Here is a 15,922-nt window from a genome sequence, read left to right on the forward strand (position 1 = left end):
CCGCTCGTTTCCATACTTTTAGTCTACCCGCCGCCGCCTGCCCCCGTCAACGCCGAAAAACGTCCGCAGCAGCCCTGATCCGCCCATAAACGAGAAGCATTGCGCTCCCCCGCCTCGCTTACGGCACAAGCAAATACGGCTTCAATTTCTCCAGCGTTTTTTCGCCAATTCCGGTTACATTCAACAAATCCTCCACCCGCCGAAACGGCCCGTGTTCTTCGCGATAGGCGATGATCGCTTTTGCCTTCGCCGGTCCGATGCCGGGAAGCTGCATCAACTCCTCTTCCGTCGCCGTATTGATGGCCACTTGCGTCTCGTTTCGATCCCCATCGCTCGGAGACTTGCCGACCGCATTTGACGCCGGTGCAGCCTCGCCTTTTTTCGGCACGTAAATCATCATTTCATCGTGCACTTTTGCTGCTAGATTGACTTTCGTTTCATCCGCCTCATCCGTCAATCCGCCGGCTAGGACGATGACATCGCGGATGCGAGCGTTCGCCGCCACCTCATACACTCCGGGGTTCGCGACCGCCCCTTTCACATCCACCACAGCGTTTTTTGACGCCTCGTCCTTTTTTTCTTCCGTCCGGGCGGCATCCGTTTCAGCCGCCGCCGGCAAAACGACTTGCCCCTTTTCATCCGTTGGATGACGAAACACCCATAACCCCGCCGCCGCGGCAAACAACAAGAACATCCCTACTTTTCCATACCGTTTGCCAAGCTCCTGCACATGCTCCCACATACGATCCCATCCTTTCCATCTCAAGTCATAAACCGAGCCTTTTTCTCATACATATCAAAAAAGAGAGTTCCGGTGAACCAAAACCGGGAGGGGGGACAACACATGAACATCGGCGTCATCGGCACGGGGAATATGGGCACCATCTTAATCGAAGCGTTCCTCGACTCCGGCGCCGTGAAAGCGGATCAGCTCGTCATCACGAACCGTACGCTTGCGAAAGCGTTCGCGATACAACGCGCGCATCCCGGCATGGCAGTGGTTGCCGATGCGGCTGAAGTCGTCAAACAATCCAGTCTCGTTTTTTTATGCGTCAAACCGCTCGACATCCACCCATTGTTGCAGCAGCTGGCCCCGCACTGGACAAGGGAGCATTGCCTTGTGTCGATCACAAGCCCGATCAGCGTCGAACAGCTTGAAGCAGCCGTCCCTTGCCAAATCGTGCGCGCCATTCCGAGCATTGCAAACCGGGCGCTCTCCGGCAGCATCCTTGTCACCTTCGGCTCGCGCTGCTCAGCCGCCTGCCGGCAAACGATCGATGATCTTCTCCGGCGCATCGCCTCGCCGGTGTACATCGACGAGGCCATCACCCGCGTCGCTTCCGACCTCTCAAGCTGCGGCCCGGCGTTTTTCAGCTATTTGCTTCAGCGCTTCATCGACGCCGCAGCGGCCAAAACCGCCATCACGAAGGAACAGGCGACGATGCTGGCAACTGACATGATCATCGGCCTTGGGGAACTGCTCAAGCGGAATCTGTACACATTGCCAACGTTGCAGGAAAAAGTATGCGTCAAAGGCGGCATTACCGGGGAAGGAATCGCTGTGTTGGAACAACGAATGAACGGCGTCTTTGAAGAAGTGCTGGCGAAAACACATGAGAAGTTTAAAGAAGATGTGGAGAAGGTGAAGCAACAATTTTCATAGGTTTCATTCGACGCAGAAAGGGAAATTCCTGCTTTGTTTTGCAAAAAAGATATCCCTTGAACCTTCAGCTAGGAGATAATGTTGCAATCCTCACCCAGCCTTTTGGCTGGGTGCAATCGATTATTAGCCCGGCATTTGCGAGGAGATATTGATGTTTCAATCCTCACCCATCCCTTTTGGATGGGTGCAATACAAAATGCCGATGATATGTGCGGCAAGATAGAGGAAATATTCCTGAAATATATTCGGATTATGTAAATCATTGGGATGGCGTTGAGCCAATAAGAACCGTGCTGTTTCCATTGCTGTTCGATACGATCCTCTTTGGGCTTGGCATGTCTTCTATTTCAAAATTCCCGTGGCGTATGAGCATAAACATCATTCATTTTCAATTCGACCCCCATCAGACATTTTCTCTTAGGACATTTGCCTTATATTTATTTATTTCGACCAATATCTTCATAATCCTTCTAACTCACACATCTTTTTCAATTTCCCAGCCGTCAATCGCGTCGATCGCAACGTTTGGCCATACATTCCCCCCCTTCTTTTCCACATGCGCATAAAAAAAGAGCCCCTCCGGCTCTTTTTTCTTTCCCCACTTTCAGTGATGTTCCATCAACCTCTTGCAACAGCATCTTTTTTGGCTGCTAAGGTCCCTCACCACACGCCCCTCACCGCTTCCGCGCGACGAAAAACAACCGCTCCGCCGTCTCGGTCGGGGGCGCATCGGTGAAATCGGCGGTCACTTCAAGCACCTCGAAGCCAGCGGATTCGAGCCATCGCTCATAGACGGCGCGCTCGAACGTACGCTGTTCGTGCCATTCGTCGAAACGTTCGTATAGATCGCCGCGGCGGACGAAAAAGGTTAATTCATGCCCGACGCTGTGCGGCCAATCAAGCGGATGGCACATCCATATGTAGCTGAGGTCGTCATCCTGGTCCGCAAACACGGCGTCGCGGAACAGGACGTCCATTTTGTAGACCGAATGGACATCAAACAAAAGCAGCCCGCCGCCGCCAAGGGCGCGGGAGACGGCGGCGAACGTCCGCTTCACATCCTCTTCATCCGTTAAATAGTTGAGAGCATCGCAAAACAGGAAGGCGCCATCCAGATCAGAAAACCCGTCGAGCTCCGCCATGTTTTGCTCGAAAAACGGCACCTCCACTCCCGCCGCTTCAGCTTTCGCCTGGGCGACGGCGAGCATATGTTCAGAGAGATCAACGCCGGATACTTGCCATCCGGCCTTGGCAAGGCGGATGGCAAGCTCTCCCGTCCCGCAGCCGATGTCAATGACCCGTCTCCCCGGCCGTTTGGTGTATTGGGCGAATGCCCGTTCCACAAACGATTGCCATGCATCATACGGCGCCTCGGCCATGAGCGCATCGTACCAATCGGCGAAACGAGCATAGGTCATGGCTGCAGCACAGCCGCGACGTCTTCCGTCGGGGCGTCCCCCCAAAGCCGTTCGAGGTTGTAATACTCGCGCTCCTCTTTGGCAAAAACATGCACAACGATGTCGCCCAAATCGACAAGCACCCATTTCGCCTCCTGGAATCCTTCAACCCTCTTCACCGCTAAGCCGTGTTCTTCCGCTTGGTCTTGAATTTCGCGGGCGATGGCCTGCACTTGTTTGTCCGAATTGCCATGGCAAATGACAAAATAATCGGCGACAAGCGAAATGCCTTTCATGTTCAAGACGACAATGTTTTCCGCCTTTTTATCATCCGCCGCGCGGACGACAAGCTGCAACGCCTCTTGTTCCGTCACCGTTTTGCTTCCCCCTTCACTTCACGCATGAGTGAATTGTACGCATGAATCGTATCTGGATAAATGAGCTGGCGCTTCTCAAGCAAAAACGCGATCGTATTTTTCACCGCCTGCAACAGCGCCCGGTTGAGGTCTTCTTCCGCCAAGCGCCGTACGTCGTCAACGCCCGGGAAGCGGCGCCCTGGTTCCATATAGTCGGCCAAATAAATAATTTTTTCAAGCACCGTCATTCCAGCCCTTCCCGACGTATGGTAGCGAATGGCATCCAGCACCTCTGGATCGTTGATGCCGACTTCTGTCTGCACCAAATAGGCGCCAACGGGCGCATGCCATAGCTCACTGTTGTAAGCAAGCAAATCGTTGGGCATATTTTGCGCCAAAATGATTTGTTTCATTTCCTCGACCGGACGGAATTTGGCATAGTCGTGGAAAATCGCTGCCAGTTCCGCCTTTTTCGCGTCGGCGCCGTATTGCTTGGCGAGCTTAACGGCGGTCTCGACAACGCCAAGCGTATGCTCGTAGCGCTGCTCGGTCAGCTGTTGTTTCACGATCAGTAACGCCTGTTCTCGCTCCATATAGCCCCTTCTCCTCAATATAAAGTCTGACGCCTTCCGGTACAAGATAGCGAATCGTCTGTCCGTTCCGCACCCGCTCGCGGATGAGCGAGGAAGAAACAGCAAACTGCGGCGCCTCAACTTCGATGACCGGATACGGCGTTTCCATGGAAAACCCCGGCCGCTTGACGCCAACAAACGTCACCAACTCGATGAGCTCATCGATGCGGTGCCAATTCGGCAAATATTCGACCATATCGGCGCCGATGATGAAATAAAATTCGTCATCAGGATGCATCGCGACAAGCTGCCGGATCGTGTCGTACGTATACGAAGGCCCTTCCCGCTCGAGTTCGATCGTCTCAATATGAAAGCGCGGATGGCCAGCCACTGCCAACTCGAGCATGCGCAGCCGGTCTTCGCTTTTGGTCACTTGTTCGTGCTGCTTATGGGGAGGAAGGCGGTTGGGCAGAAACCAAATTTCTGACAACTGAAGGGCGTCAAGCACTTCATTCGCCATGAGCAAATGACCGTAATGAGGCGGATCAAACGTGCCGCCGAAAACCCCGATTTTTCCCATCTTCTTTCCTCCCGCCGCCTGCCGTGGCTGCTCCCATTGTCAATCAGGCAGAACGATTTGTTTATGCTCCTTCGATTCTTTGTATAAGACGATCGTATTGCCGATCACTTGCACGACTTCCGCCCCCGTTCCAGCCGCGAGCTGCTCGGCGACGGCGTGGCGGTCTTCTTCGCAGTTTTGCAAAACGCTCACTTTCAACAGCTCGCGCGCTTCGAGCGCCGCCGCAATTTGTTCGGTCATCGCTTCCGTCACGCCGCCTTTGCCGACTTGAAAAATCGGTTTCAAATGATGGGCTTGAGCGCGCAAAAACCGTTTTTGTTTTCCCGTTAGCATATGTTACCTCCTTAACGCTTCGATGACAAGCTGTTTCATCCGGTTGACATCCGGCCATTGGCCGGTCCATTTTTCAAACGCTAGCGCTCCCTGGTACACGAGCATGCCGACGCCGTTTTGCACACGGGCGCCGCGGGCTTTCGCTTCTTTCAGCCATTTTGTTTCCAGTGGATTGTAAATAATATCGGAAACGATCACCCCTGGGCGCAGCCGTTCAAGAGAAAGCGGCTGCACCTCGACACGCGGATGCATGCCGACAGAAGTGGTATTGATGATAATATCGTATTCGGCCAGCCGCGTTTCGGCCTCGGCGAGTGAAAAATACGCCGAGCGGCGCTCGTCCCCTTCGCGGACGAGCCGCTCCGCTTTTTCCACCGTCCGGTTGGCCATATCGATGCGCTCGGCTGCCGTCGACAGCAACGAAAAGTAAATGCCGCGCGCCCCGCCGCCAGCGCCGATCACCAAAATCCGCTTGCCGTCCAAGGTGATGTTCATTTCCTCTTCCAACGCTTGGACATAACCGAGCCCGTCTGTATTATAGCCGACGAGCCGGCCGTCATTGTTGATGATCGTATTGACCGCCCCGATGCGGCGCGCATGTTCGTCCACTTCGTCCAAAAACGGAATGACCGCCAGTTTGTGCGGAATCGTCACGTTCACCCCGGCGATGCCGAGCGCCCGCACGCCAGCGATCGCCGCACCGACTTGCCCCGGTTCGACGGAAAACAAATGATAGCGCGCCGGAATGCCCAAACGGGCGAATGCATCATTATGCATGAGCGGCGACAGCGAGTGCTCGACGGGAAACCCAATCAACCCGTATACCTTTTCCACGTTTCTCCCCTCCCGCTTTCCATTAAATCAACGATTGACGGATAAATACGTCGACCCCTTTTGGAGCATGGACGACGAGCTGGGCACCCGGGTCGTTGCACGTCACCCAGCCGAGTCCGGAAAAAACGATGTCCGTCTTCCGCTCTTTGACAGACAGCGAGCGCGGCACAAGCGGCGGAAATTCAGCGGCATAGCGTTTGTTTGGCGGCGACAGCAAATCGCCAAGCTGATTGGCATAAAGGGAGTCGGCTTTTTCCAACTTCGTCCGATGAACCGTCAACTCATTGGCCATGTAGCAGACGAACGAGCGGCGCCCGCCTTTGATGTAATCGAGGCGGGCCAAGCCTCCGAAAAAGAGCGTCTGCCCTTCGTTGAGCTGATAAACGCGCGGATGGATTTCCCGCTTCGGCGTAATGATCTTCAAATCGCGCGCATCAACAAAGTGCGCCATTTGGTGATGGTTGATAATCCCTGGCGTATCATACAACGTCGCTCCACTCTCAAGCGGAATTTCGATCATATCGAGTGTCGTCCCCGGGAAATATGACGTGGTAATCACATTCCCTTTGCCGGTCGCCTCTTCAATGATGCGATTGATGAACGTCGACTTGCCGACATTCGTGCAGCCGACGACGTAGACATCGCCGCCCTCACGGTAGCGGTTGATCGCTTCCATCACCTTCGCCATGCCAATTCCTTTCGCTGCGCTGACAAGGCAGACGTCAACCGGACAGAGCCCGAGCTCTTCCGCCATGCGGCGCATCCAGCGCAGCAGCTTCGGGTATTTGACCGACCGCGGCAATAAATCCGCCTTGTTGCCGACAAGCAAAATCGGATTTTCGGCCGCAAACCGCGGCAAGCCAGGAATCCAGCTGCCGTTGAAATCGAAAATGTCGACGATGTTGACGACAAGCGCCTTCGATTCCCCGATGCGGTGCAGCATGTTTAAAAAATCGCTGTCATCAAGCGGCACGTCTTGCACTTCGTTGTAATGTTTCAAGCGGAAGCAGCGCTGGCAAATGATTTCTTCCTCGTCTTTTTCGAGCACGCTTTTCGGCGCATAGCCCGCCTTTTTCGGATCGTCAAACTGAATGGCCGCTCCGCAGCCGATGCAACGCAGTTGTGGCTCCACGATCATTCCTCCCAGTAAATCATCCCTTTTTTGCGCATCACCTTTAAAATTCTCCGCTCCATTTTTCGATTGAAACGCGTCCATAATCCGTCCGTCTGGGCGACCGGGACGACTAAAATCGTGTTCAGTCCGAGCCGGTTGCCCCCAAGCACATCAGTCAGCAGCTGATCGCCGATGACGACGACTTCTTCTTTCTTAAGCTCCATCATCTTTAATGCCTGCAAAAACGCGCGTGTCAGCGGTTTGCGCGCTTCAAAGATGAACGGGATGCCAAGCGGTTCGGCAAACGACTGCACGCGTTGTTGATTATTATTCGATACGATGACGACCTTAATGCCCGCCTGCTTCATCGCATCAAACCATGCGGCCAGCTCCGGGGTGGCGCTCGGCCGATCCCATTCAACGAGCGTGTTGTCGAGGTCGGTGATGATCCCTTTGACCCCTTTTTGTTTCAGCTCATCCGGAGTAATGTCGATCACACGCTTGGCAAATTGGCTTGGCAAAAAGTAGTGAAGCATGCCGGACACCCGCCTTTCCCTTTGCTTTTCCCATCATAGCGAATTTGATCGTTTGTTTCAAAACAAAGTTTACCGATGATAAATAGAAAAAACTTTCGACAAATTTTGCGCCCCTCCATCTTGTGGATAACTGTTGTCCACATTATACACAAGCTAAACATCACATTTCCTACGATTTATAAACATGTTTTCCACATGTTATCCACCACTTTCTGTGGATAACAGAACGGTTGTTCTCTTTCACAAGTCATGGTACATTGTAAGTAACCTACCATTATATGTATGACAGGCTTGTCCTATTCCATCCAAAAAAGGAGGACGCCCCCGATGAAACATTTGTCCGACGAGCTGTTGATCGAGTCGTACTTCAAGGCGAAAGAGCTCAACCTCAGCCCGGAATTCATCGAGTTGATTGAAAAAGAAATCCAGCGCCGTTCATTGACCCACAAAATTAAGCTGTCCTCATAAGCGAAGGCCTTCGGGCTTTTTTTGTTTCGGAAAGCCTTAGCGCTCATGCGCCTCGCGCCAATAGCCGAGCCGCTCGCCGACTTTGATCGGCATGGGCGCAACAATGCGCGGGTCAGGGGCGAAACTTCCGCGTTCAAACAGCAAGACGACCGTTGAACCGAACGAAAAATACGCCATTTCCTCTCCTTTGACAAGCTGCTCACCCTCATGGGTCAATTCAATGCTGTTGACGAACATGGCGCCGATTTTCACGATCGCCAAGCGCTTGCCGCCGGCTGTGACCTCGGTGATGAGGCGGTAATTTTTCTCGAGCGGCCGACGCCCATATTTTAAGCCAAGACGGTTGACCGGATACGACTTGCGGCCGAGCGCCCACTGCTTTTCGATCACTCCAGATATTGGGCTGTGGATGCGGTGATAATGACTCGGGCTTAAATACAGAATAAAAAAGAACCCGTTCACATACGGTTGTGCCGCTTCAACGCTGCCGAGCATTTCTGCAATGGAATACGGCTTTCCCTTGACGATCATTTCGCAGTTTTCTCGAATCGTGCCCATGTCTTCAATGACGGCGTCGACCGGGCTGACGACCGTATGCTCATCAGCGTCGACCGGCCTCACCCCAGCCTTCAGCCGGCGGACGAACAGTTGCTGCAACGTCTTATAATTTTTTAAGCTTTTTTCCATTTCGTCTTGGTTAATATGATAAATTTTTGCATACGATGATATCAATAGCCCGCTGAGTCGCGATTTGGCAAACGAAGCGAGCAGCTTTGAAGAAAGCGAGTGATTGGTCAGCTCGATGAACAAACGATAAAGCCATTTTCGCAAGCACGTTCCCTCCAGTAGCGCAACATCGCCATTCGTTACTACCTTCCATATTACCGCCAAAATGAGTATAATGGTAGTAGAATTTTCTTTTGGCGTTTTCTGTTGGAAAAGGAGTGGGGAAACTTGTTCTTATCGGACTATTTAGATTATACGTTAAAAAAGCTGAAAGCAAACGTGGCAAACATTTTGACGATGACAAACCTGTCGCTTGGCGGCTTTTCCGTCCTGGCTACGCTGAAAGGGCAGCTTCATATGAGCGTGCTGCTCGTTTTTTTAGCAGCGTTTGTCGATCGCTTTGACGGCGCTGTGGCGCGCAAGATGAACATTGAATCCGAACTTGGCAAGCAGCTCGATTCGATGAGCGACATCGTCTCCTTCGGCGTCGCTCCCGCCTTGCTGATGTATCAGGGGTTGTTCTATGAATTCGGCGCGCCGGGGGCAGTGTTCACCATCTTGTATATCGCCTGCGGCGCCTTCCGCCTCGCTCGCTTCAACATCACAGAAAACAACGGCTACTTCGCGGGGCTGCCGATCACCGCCGCCGGGGTGCTGATGACGCTCGGTTATTTAGCCATCCCGTACTTCCCGCCGCAATCGTTTATGTTTTTGGCGCTTATTTTATCGTTTTTAATGGTCGGCACGTTTAAACTGAAAAAAATATGATGATCACCGGAGCTGCCCTTTCCGTCAGCCTAATGGAGCGGGCGGCTTTTTGCGTCTCATGTCACACCTTTTTCCCTTTTCAACCTCCTATATTCAGTATATGATAAATATGGTTTCTTCATAAAAACGCCCAATGGCGTAGATCGTTCGTATGGAAAAAGCGGGGGGATTCATTTGGACAAAACATCGGTCATCGGCATCATCCTTGGCGTCATTGCCGTCGGGCTGGGCATGTACTTTAAGGGCGTTTCGCCTGCTGTATTGATCAATCCGGCCGCCATCCTCATCATTCTCGTCGGCACGGCGGCAGCGGTCATTATCGCGTTTCCAATGAAGGAAATAAAAAAAGTGCCAAAATTGTTCAAAATCATTTTTACTGAACCGCCCACACCGTCGATCGACGAGCTCATTCCACTGTTCGTTGACTGGGCCAACATCGCCCGCCGCGAAGGGCTGCTGGCGCTCGAGGCGAAATTGGACGACATTGACGACCCGTTTTTGCGCAACGGACTCAGCATGGCAATCGATGGGCAAACGCAAGAGTTCATCCGCGATGTCATGACAGAGGAAATCGTTGCCATGGAAGAGCGCCACGAAGCGAATGCCGCGATTTTTTCCCAAGCAGGCACGTACGCGCCGACGCTCGGGGTGCTTGGGGCCGTCATCGGCCTGATTGCCGCCCTTGGCAATATGGAAAACATCGCCGAGCTCGGCAAGGCGATCAGCGCCGCTTTTGTCGCCACGATGCTCGGCATTTTCACCGGCTATGTGCTTTGGCATCCGTTTGCCAACAAACTGCGGCGGAAATCGAAGGAAGAGGCGCGCGTGCGCTACATCATGATTGAAGGGGTGCTGTCCATTTTGGAAGGACAAGCCCCGCGCATGATCGAACAAAAACTCGCCTCATACTTGCCGGAAAGCGAGCGGCGCCAAGCGCTGGTGCAAGGGGAAACGGCCAATGGCTAAGAAAAAAAAGAACAAGCATGACGACCATATGAGCGAGGCATGGCTGATTCCGTACGCGGATTTATTGACGCTATTGCTCGCCCTATTCATCGTCTTGTTTGCGAGCAGCCAAATCGACCAAAAGAAGTTTCAAGAAATTGCGCGCGCCTTTAGCACCGCCTTTGCCGGCGGAACGGGTGTTCTTGACTTTCAAAGCCCGATCGAGCCGATCACTCCACCGGCCCAAGACGAAGAAGGACGGCATCAAGCAAAGCAGCCTTCCCCAGCCGTAAACGGAAAGGAAAAAGAAGAATTAGGGCAAATCAAAGCGAAAATCGACAGCTACATCCACGACAACAAGCTGACGGGAAAACTGCAGACTTCCTTGACGGACGAAGGGCTCGCGATTACCATTTTGGATGATATTTTATTCGACTCCGGCAGCGCCGAAGTGCGCATGAAAGACCGGCGTCTTGCGGCGGAAATCTCCGCTTTGCTCGTCATGAACCCGCCGCGCAATATCATTATCAGCGGCCATACGGACAACGTGCCGATCCATAATGAGAAATTTGCTTCCAACTGGGAGCTGAGCGTCATGCGCGCCGTCAATTTCATGAAAGTGCTGCTTGAAAACAAGCAACTCGATCCGCGCTATTTCAGCGCCAAAGGGTATGGCGAATACAAGCCGATCGCCTCCAACGCCACCGCTGCCGGGCGGATGAAAAACCGGCGCGTCGAAATTTTAATTTTGCCGCGCACCGACGTCAATGATTCGTCCACATCCACTCAGTGACCGCCGCGCCTTCAGCGGGCGGTTTTCTTTAGCCGTCGCTTTGCCAAAACTCTCTTTTCCATGTCCAAACAGAAAAACCGGCGGTTCGCCGGTTTTTCCTCCTTCGTCCGCAAAGACCTTTATTCGAAAAAATCAAAGCTTGATCGTCCATTTAATGACTCCGGCTTTGGCAAGCGCCTCAACCAAAATGACAACGACCGGCCCGACGAACAACCCGATAAAGCCAAGCAGCTGAAACCCCAGATAGACGCTGACGAGCGCGGCGAGCGGGGAAATGCCCAAATTGGTGGAAAACACTTTCGGCTCAATGATCCGGCGCACGACGGTGATGACGACAAACAGCACGATGAGCCCGATGCCAAGCGTATTGTTGCCGTTCGCCATGCTGATGAGCCCCCACGGAACAAGCACGGAACCCGTTCCTAAAATCGGCAAAATATCAACGACGACGATGACCAGCGCCATCAACGCCGCATAGTCGACCCCCAACACGAAAAGGCCAGCCAGCGCGAGGAAAAACGTAATTAAACTAAGCAAAAACTGCGCTTTTAAAAAGCCGATCCCCGCTTTGCTCAGCTGGGCGACGACCATCCCAAGCCGCTGTTCGGTCCGTTCGGACAAATAGCGGCGCATGCCTTGCTTCAGCTGCGGCAAATCGAGGCAAATGAGAAACAGTGCGATCAAATACACTAAAAAATGAATCAAAAACGCCGGAATGGCGGCAATATAATGGACGAGCGACTGCGTCAAGTTGGTCGCAAACGACAAAAGCATTTGCTCGACGGTATTGACGCCGCGTTCAAGCGAATCGATGATTTCCTGCGGAATGGAGCTGGAATACGACTGCCACGTTTGAATGAGACGGTCGAGCACTTTCGTCGCTTCGTTTAACACGTAAGGCAGTTTTTGCGAGAGCGCCATCACTTGTTGCACAAAAATCACGACCAGAAAGTAAAGGGAAAGCCCAAGAATGATGATGAACAATGAAAAAATCGCCGTGACGGCGTGCGCGCGCTTCAGCTTATAGTTTTCTTGCAATCGGCGGATGGACGGCTCGAGCAAAAGCGCGGTCGCAAGTGCGAAGAGAAGCGGCACACTGTATGGCACAAGCCATAGCCCCACAGCGAATAGCAACGCAATGATCATCCAACGTTTCACGTTCGTCCCTCATTTTCCCTCAAAATTTAGCCAAAAGATGGTTCATGTATATAAATATAGCCGACCGCATGCGGACAGGGCAACTATTTCATGCGCTCGTTTTCATCTGCAGCGCGGCGTCGTCGTTGCCAAACGATGTAAATCGCCGCCACCGCCACCGCCGCTGCGATAGCCGGTCGGACATATGGCGCCGCCATCTCGTCAATTTGCCGCCATCGTTGGCCAAGCTGTTCTCCCAACCAAATAAACAAAATGGACCATGGGATGATGGCCAACACCGTGTAAATCGTAAACGGCAGCCACTTCATCCGAGCAATGCCGGCGGGGATCGAAATCGCATGGCGGACGACGGGAATAAATCGGGCGCTAAAAATGACGCCGGGGCCAAATTTCGCAAACCAGCGTTCCGCCACATCCAAATGTTTTTTCTGGATCAATACATATTTCCCATACTGATCTAGAAACGGCCGTCCGCCATAGTAGCCCATCCAATACAAAAACAGTTGCGCCACCGTGCCGCCTACTGTCCCCGCTGCCACCGCCCCAGCAAATGAGACATCCCCCCGCGCTACCAAATAGCCAGCATATGCCAACACGATCTCGCTGGGGATTACTTCCACCATCAAGGCGAGAGCGATGCCGACATAGCCTAAACTGGTCAAAAAGGAAAACATCGATTGAATGACTTCGTGCACCGTTTTTCCTCCTTGTCTTTCGCTTCCTTGTCCATTTTTTCATTATACTATACGTTCCTTGCCAACAAAACGGGAAAAGCGGCTGATCATTCAGCCGCTTTCACGAGTGTCGATGATCATCTATATAGATGCAATTTAAAGCTTTAACATTTTTCGTCTTTGCCGGTCATTGCATCCGACTGTCGAGTGACCGAACAGCGCCGCTTCCAGACCCATGAATGGGTCTGTGAAGCGGCGCTGTTCGGTCTTCCGTCACGCTAAGGCGTGACGAAGGCAAGCCACACGCTTGCCGACTACGGCAGAAAAGCTAGGAATAGGACGATGTCAACTGGTTTTTAATGGTTAATCAACACATCTGAGCCACTTTTTTCTTAGGCGCTTTGCTGCTGCAACTCAGCGATGTATTGTTTTCCTTGTTCTTCGTTATATTGCCCTTCCCATTTCGACATCACAACCGCCGCCAGCGAGTTGCCGATGACGTTGACCACTGTGCGCGCCATGTCCAAAAGACGGTCGATGCCGGCGATAAACGCCAATCCTTCAACTGGAATGCCAACTGTGCCAAGCGTTGCCAATAAGACGACAAACGATACGCCTGGGACACCGGCAATCCCTTTGGACGTCACCATTAAAACGAGCACAAGCGAGATTTGCTGTGAAATCGGCATGTCGATGCCGTACAGTTGAGCGATAAAGACAGCCGCCAGCGCCTGATACAGCGTCGACCCATCCAAGTTGAACGAATAGCCGGTCGGAACGACAAAGGATGTTACAGCCTTCGAACAACCGAATTTCTCCATTTTTTCCATAACCTTAGGCAACACGGTTTCCGAGCTCGACGTGCTATAGGCAAGCACTAATTCATCCTTTAAGATTTTTATAATATGGAAAATATTTGTATTTACCAATTTGGCCACAGCGCCAAGCACCACCAACACGAAGAATGCCATGACCGCATAAACGAGCACAACAAGTTTGCTGAGCGGAAGGAGCGAAGCGACGCCGAATTTCGACACCGTCACGCCGATTAGGGCGAAAACGCCAAACGGCGCAAACTTCATCACTTGGTTCGTCACATAAAACATCGCTTCCGCCGTGCCTTGGAAAAAGCGAAGCACCGGTTTCCCTTTTTCACCGATCGCGGCTACGCCCAACCCGAACATCACCGAGAAGAAGATGATCGGCAGCATATTCCCGGTCGACAGCGCTTCAAACACGTTTTTCGGCACGATGTTGACAAATGTTTCAACCATCGAATGGTGCTGCACTTCGTTCGTCGTATCGACATACGACTGGATATCCGTTTTCTCAAGCGACTTCATATTGACGCCGACGCCTGGTTGGAAAATGTTCGCTGCCAAGAGGCCGACGATAATGGCAATCGTCGTAATGATCTCAAAATAAAGGATCGTTTTGCCGCCCAACTTTCCGAGCTTTTTCACATCACCGACGTTGGCAACGCCGACAATCAAGCTCGAGACGATGATCGGGATGACGATCATCTTAATTAAACGGAGAAAAACATCTCCGATCGGCTGCAAATACGTCGCTACTTTAGGGTTTCCGTAAAAAATGGCCCCAACCATAATCCCGAGAATAAGGCCGATGAAAATTTGCCATGCCAAGCCGATCTTGCGCATGATGCTTTTTCGCCTCCTTTAGACAAATTTAGACAAAAGACGACAAAATTATTTTACTTTTAAAAATAAAATCTGTCAATATTTTTGATTGAAATCGCTTCATCAAAGGATATAAATGAAAGAATTCAGTTTTTTAAAATAATTTCTATTCTTCCACTACTGAAAAAGCGGGTCGCTGCACCAGCAACCCGCTTTTGTTATGACCGCCGTTTTTCTTTTTCCTGCCGATAAAATTCGTGAAACATTTTCATTAATGCCCGTTTTTCAATGCGCGAGACATAGCTTCTCGAGATGCCGAGCTCTTTGGCGATTTCACGCTGTGTTTTTTCCCGCTGCCGACCGAGGCCAAAGCGATTGATGATCACCTCTTTTTCCCGCTCATCAAGCACGCTGATATATTGCTTGACTTGTTCGAGCTCCATGTTCAAGTGGATTTCATCGGCGATGTCTTCGCCTTCGGCTTTTAAAATATCAAGCAGGCTGATTTCGTTTCCTTCTTTGTCCTGGCCGATTGGCTCATGCAACGAGACGTCTTTGCGCGTTTTTTTTAATGAACGCAGGTGCATCAGGATTTCGTTCTCGATACATCGAGCCGCATACGTTGCCAGCTTCGTTCCTTTGCCCGGCGAATAGCTTTCAATCGCCTTGATCAAGCCGATCGTGCCAATGGAGATTAAATCCTCGACCTCTTCTCCCGTATTTTCAAACTTTTTCACAATGTGGGCAACAAGGCGCAAGTTGTGTTCGATGAGCCGGTTGCGGGCTTGCTCGTCGCCTTTTGCCATCAGCGCCAAATACTTTTCCTCTTCTTGAGCGCTTAACGGCTGGGGAAACGCATTGTTTTTAATATACGAGACAAGAAACGTCAGCTCTTTCAACAGAAACGTAAACGCCGTGAAAATGCCGGACATGCTCTCACCCCCGCCTGCTGTCATCGGCGGAAACCGCCTATCGTTATGTATATGCAGGGGCGATGTTGTCCGTGTCTTTACGACAAAAATAGACCGGCCCGAAATGAGCCGGCAATGACCTGACCAATCAAAAACGATTGATGCCAACGTTCTGCTGATGCGGTCCGCCTGCTTATCCCCCTCCCGATGCAGAAGAACCGCCGTTACGCTTTGGCCTCAACGCTGACTTCCGCGGCGACAACAAGCGCAATCGACGCGGTAATGATGATCGACATGACAATGGCGAACATCCCCGTTCCCTCCTTGACCTTCTCTTCTAGATTTTATTTTACCAAAGAAGACAAGGAACGCTTCCGCCACATTTTGAACAATTCGTGAAATTCGACCGTCAACAACAGCACACGGAGCACCCATCGCATCCCTTTAGCCTGAG

At 52.0% G+C, this 15,922-nt stretch carries 19 protein-coding genes; 5 read left to right on the plus strand and 14 right to left on the minus strand.

Going from position 1 to position 15,922, the window contains the following annotated elements; translation table 11 throughout:
* Positions 1 to 118 precede the first annotated feature (118 nt).
* Positions 119 to 742, minus strand: a complete 624-nt coding sequence (locus GHH_RS12765) for a helix-hairpin-helix domain-containing protein (protein ID WP_015375447.1) — start codon at positions 740 to 742, stop codon at positions 119 to 121.
* 102 nt (positions 743 to 844) lie between these two features.
* Here GHH_RS12765 and comER point away from each other — a divergent pair, with 102 nt between their 5' ends.
* On the plus strand, positions 845 to 1,663 hold the full coding sequence (gene comER / locus GHH_RS12770; RefSeq protein ID WP_015375448.1) for a late competence protein ComER: 819 nt from the start codon (positions 845 to 847) through the stop codon (positions 1,661 to 1,663).
* A 674-nt stretch (positions 1,664 to 2,337) separates the two neighbouring features.
* On the opposite strand, the gene GHH_RS12775 is transcribed toward comER, so the two are convergent.
* From GHH_RS12775 to GHH_RS12810, 8 genes are read right to left on the minus strand one after another with little or no spacing between them, the layout of a single operon-like run.
* Positions 2,338 to 3,081, minus strand: a complete 744-nt coding sequence (locus tag GHH_RS12775) for a class I SAM-dependent methyltransferase (RefSeq protein ID WP_015375449.1) — start codon at positions 3,079 to 3,081, stop codon at positions 2,338 to 2,340.
* Positions 3,078 to 3,434 (minus strand): ribosome silencing factor, encoded by a 357-nt coding sequence (gene rsfS / locus GHH_RS12780; protein ID WP_013144688.1) that lies wholly within the window; start codon positions 3,432 to 3,434, stop codon positions 3,078 to 3,080. Before rsfS ends, GHH_RS12775 begins: the two co-directional genes overlap by 4 nt.
* Positions 3,431 to 4,009 (minus strand): bis(5'-nucleosyl)-tetraphosphatase (symmetrical) YqeK, encoded by a 579-nt coding sequence (gene yqeK, locus GHH_RS12785; RefSeq protein WP_013144687.1) that lies wholly within the window; start codon positions 4,007 to 4,009, stop codon positions 3,431 to 3,433. Before yqeK ends, rsfS begins: the two co-directional genes overlap by 4 nt.
* A complete protein-coding gene (locus GHH_RS12790) occupies positions 3,918 to 4,568 on the minus strand; it encodes a nicotinate-nucleotide adenylyltransferase (RefSeq protein ID WP_041470551.1) in 651 nt (216 codons plus the stop codon). The genes yqeK and GHH_RS12790 overlap by 92 nt, the downstream gene beginning before the upstream one ends.
* 39 nt (positions 4,569 to 4,607) lie before the next feature.
* Positions 4,608 to 4,901, minus strand: a complete 294-nt coding sequence (gene yhbY / locus GHH_RS12795; protein ID WP_013524182.1) for a ribosome assembly RNA-binding protein YhbY — start codon at positions 4,899 to 4,901, stop codon at positions 4,608 to 4,610.
* Positions 4,902 to 4,904: 3 nt separating this feature from the next.
* Entirely contained in the window at positions 4,905 to 5,735 is an 831-nt protein-coding gene (aroE, locus tag GHH_RS12800) for a shikimate dehydrogenase (protein ID WP_011232003.1), read from the minus strand.
* A 22-nt stretch (positions 5,736 to 5,757) separates the two neighbouring features.
* The gene (gene yqeH / locus GHH_RS12805; protein ID WP_015375450.1) at positions 5,758 to 6,867 is read right to left on the minus strand and encodes a ribosome biogenesis GTPase YqeH; all 1,110 of its coding nucleotides are present in this window, start codon (positions 6,865 to 6,867) and stop codon (positions 5,758 to 5,760) included.
* Between the two features lie 2 nt (positions 6,868 to 6,869).
* On the minus strand, positions 6,870 to 7,385 hold the full coding sequence (locus GHH_RS12810) for a YqeG family HAD IIIA-type phosphatase (RefSeq protein WP_013144682.1): 516 nt from the start codon (positions 7,383 to 7,385) through the stop codon (positions 6,870 to 6,872).
* Between the two features lie 327 nt (positions 7,386 to 7,712).
* Between GHH_RS12810 and GHH_RS12815 the strand changes: the two genes are divergently transcribed.
* A complete protein-coding gene (locus tag GHH_RS12815) occupies positions 7,713 to 7,853 on the plus strand; it encodes a sporulation histidine kinase inhibitor Sda (protein WP_008879941.1) in 141 nt (46 codons plus the stop codon).
* 36 nt (positions 7,854 to 7,889) lie between these two features.
* On the opposite strand, the gene GHH_RS12820 is transcribed toward GHH_RS12815, so the two are convergent.
* Positions 7,890 to 8,684: a phosphatidylserine decarboxylase gene (locus GHH_RS12820; RefSeq protein WP_015375452.1), complete on the minus strand. Its 795-nt coding sequence runs from the start codon at positions 8,682 to 8,684 to the stop codon at positions 7,890 to 7,892.
* Between the two features lie 123 nt (positions 8,685 to 8,807).
* Between GHH_RS12820 and pssA the strand changes: the two genes are divergently transcribed.
* The 3 genes from pssA (at position 8,808) to motB (ending at position 11,085) form a co-directional block, all read left to right on the plus strand.
* The gene (gene pssA, locus GHH_RS12825; protein ID WP_015375453.1) at positions 8,808 to 9,347 is read left to right on the plus strand and encodes a CDP-diacylglycerol--serine O-phosphatidyltransferase; all 540 of its coding nucleotides are present in this window, start codon (positions 8,808 to 8,810) and stop codon (positions 9,345 to 9,347) included.
* Positions 9,348 to 9,521: 174 nt separating this feature from the next.
* Positions 9,522 to 10,313 (plus strand): flagellar motor stator protein MotA, encoded by a 792-nt coding sequence (motA, locus tag GHH_RS12830; RefSeq protein WP_015375454.1) that lies wholly within the window; start codon positions 9,522 to 9,524, stop codon positions 10,311 to 10,313.
* On the plus strand, positions 10,306 to 11,085 hold the full coding sequence (gene motB, locus GHH_RS12835) for a flagellar motor protein MotB (RefSeq protein WP_013524187.1): 780 nt from the start codon (positions 10,306 to 10,308) through the stop codon (positions 11,083 to 11,085). The genes motA and motB overlap by 8 nt, the downstream gene beginning before the upstream one ends.
* 132 nt (positions 11,086 to 11,217) lie before the next feature.
* On the opposite strand, the gene ytvI is transcribed toward motB, so the two are convergent.
* The 4 genes from ytvI to sigK form a co-directional block, all read right to left on the minus strand.
* Positions 11,218 to 12,243 (minus strand): sporulation integral membrane protein YtvI, encoded by a 1,026-nt coding sequence (gene ytvI, locus GHH_RS12840; protein ID WP_015375455.1) that lies wholly within the window; start codon positions 12,241 to 12,243, stop codon positions 11,218 to 11,220.
* Positions 12,244 to 12,326: 83 nt separating this feature from the next.
* On the minus strand, positions 12,327 to 12,938 hold the full coding sequence (locus GHH_RS12845; protein WP_013524190.1) for a DedA family protein: 612 nt from the start codon (positions 12,936 to 12,938) through the stop codon (positions 12,327 to 12,329).
* Between the two features lie 371 nt (positions 12,939 to 13,309).
* On the minus strand, positions 13,310 to 14,578 hold the full coding sequence (locus GHH_RS12850) for a cation:dicarboxylate symporter family transporter (RefSeq protein WP_015375456.1): 1,269 nt from the start codon (positions 14,576 to 14,578) through the stop codon (positions 13,310 to 13,312).
* A 197-nt stretch (positions 14,579 to 14,775) separates the two neighbouring features.
* Positions 14,776 to 15,489: an RNA polymerase sporulation sigma factor SigK gene (gene sigK, locus GHH_RS12855; RefSeq protein WP_011232013.1), complete on the minus strand. Its 714-nt coding sequence runs from the start codon at positions 15,487 to 15,489 to the stop codon at positions 14,776 to 14,778.
* Positions 15,490 to 15,922: the final 433 nt, after the last annotated feature.

It is taken from the genome of Geobacillus sp. GHH01 (assembly GCF_000336445.1).
Taxonomy (GTDB): Bacteria; Bacillota; Bacilli; order Bacillales; family Anoxybacillaceae; genus Geobacillus; species Geobacillus zalihae.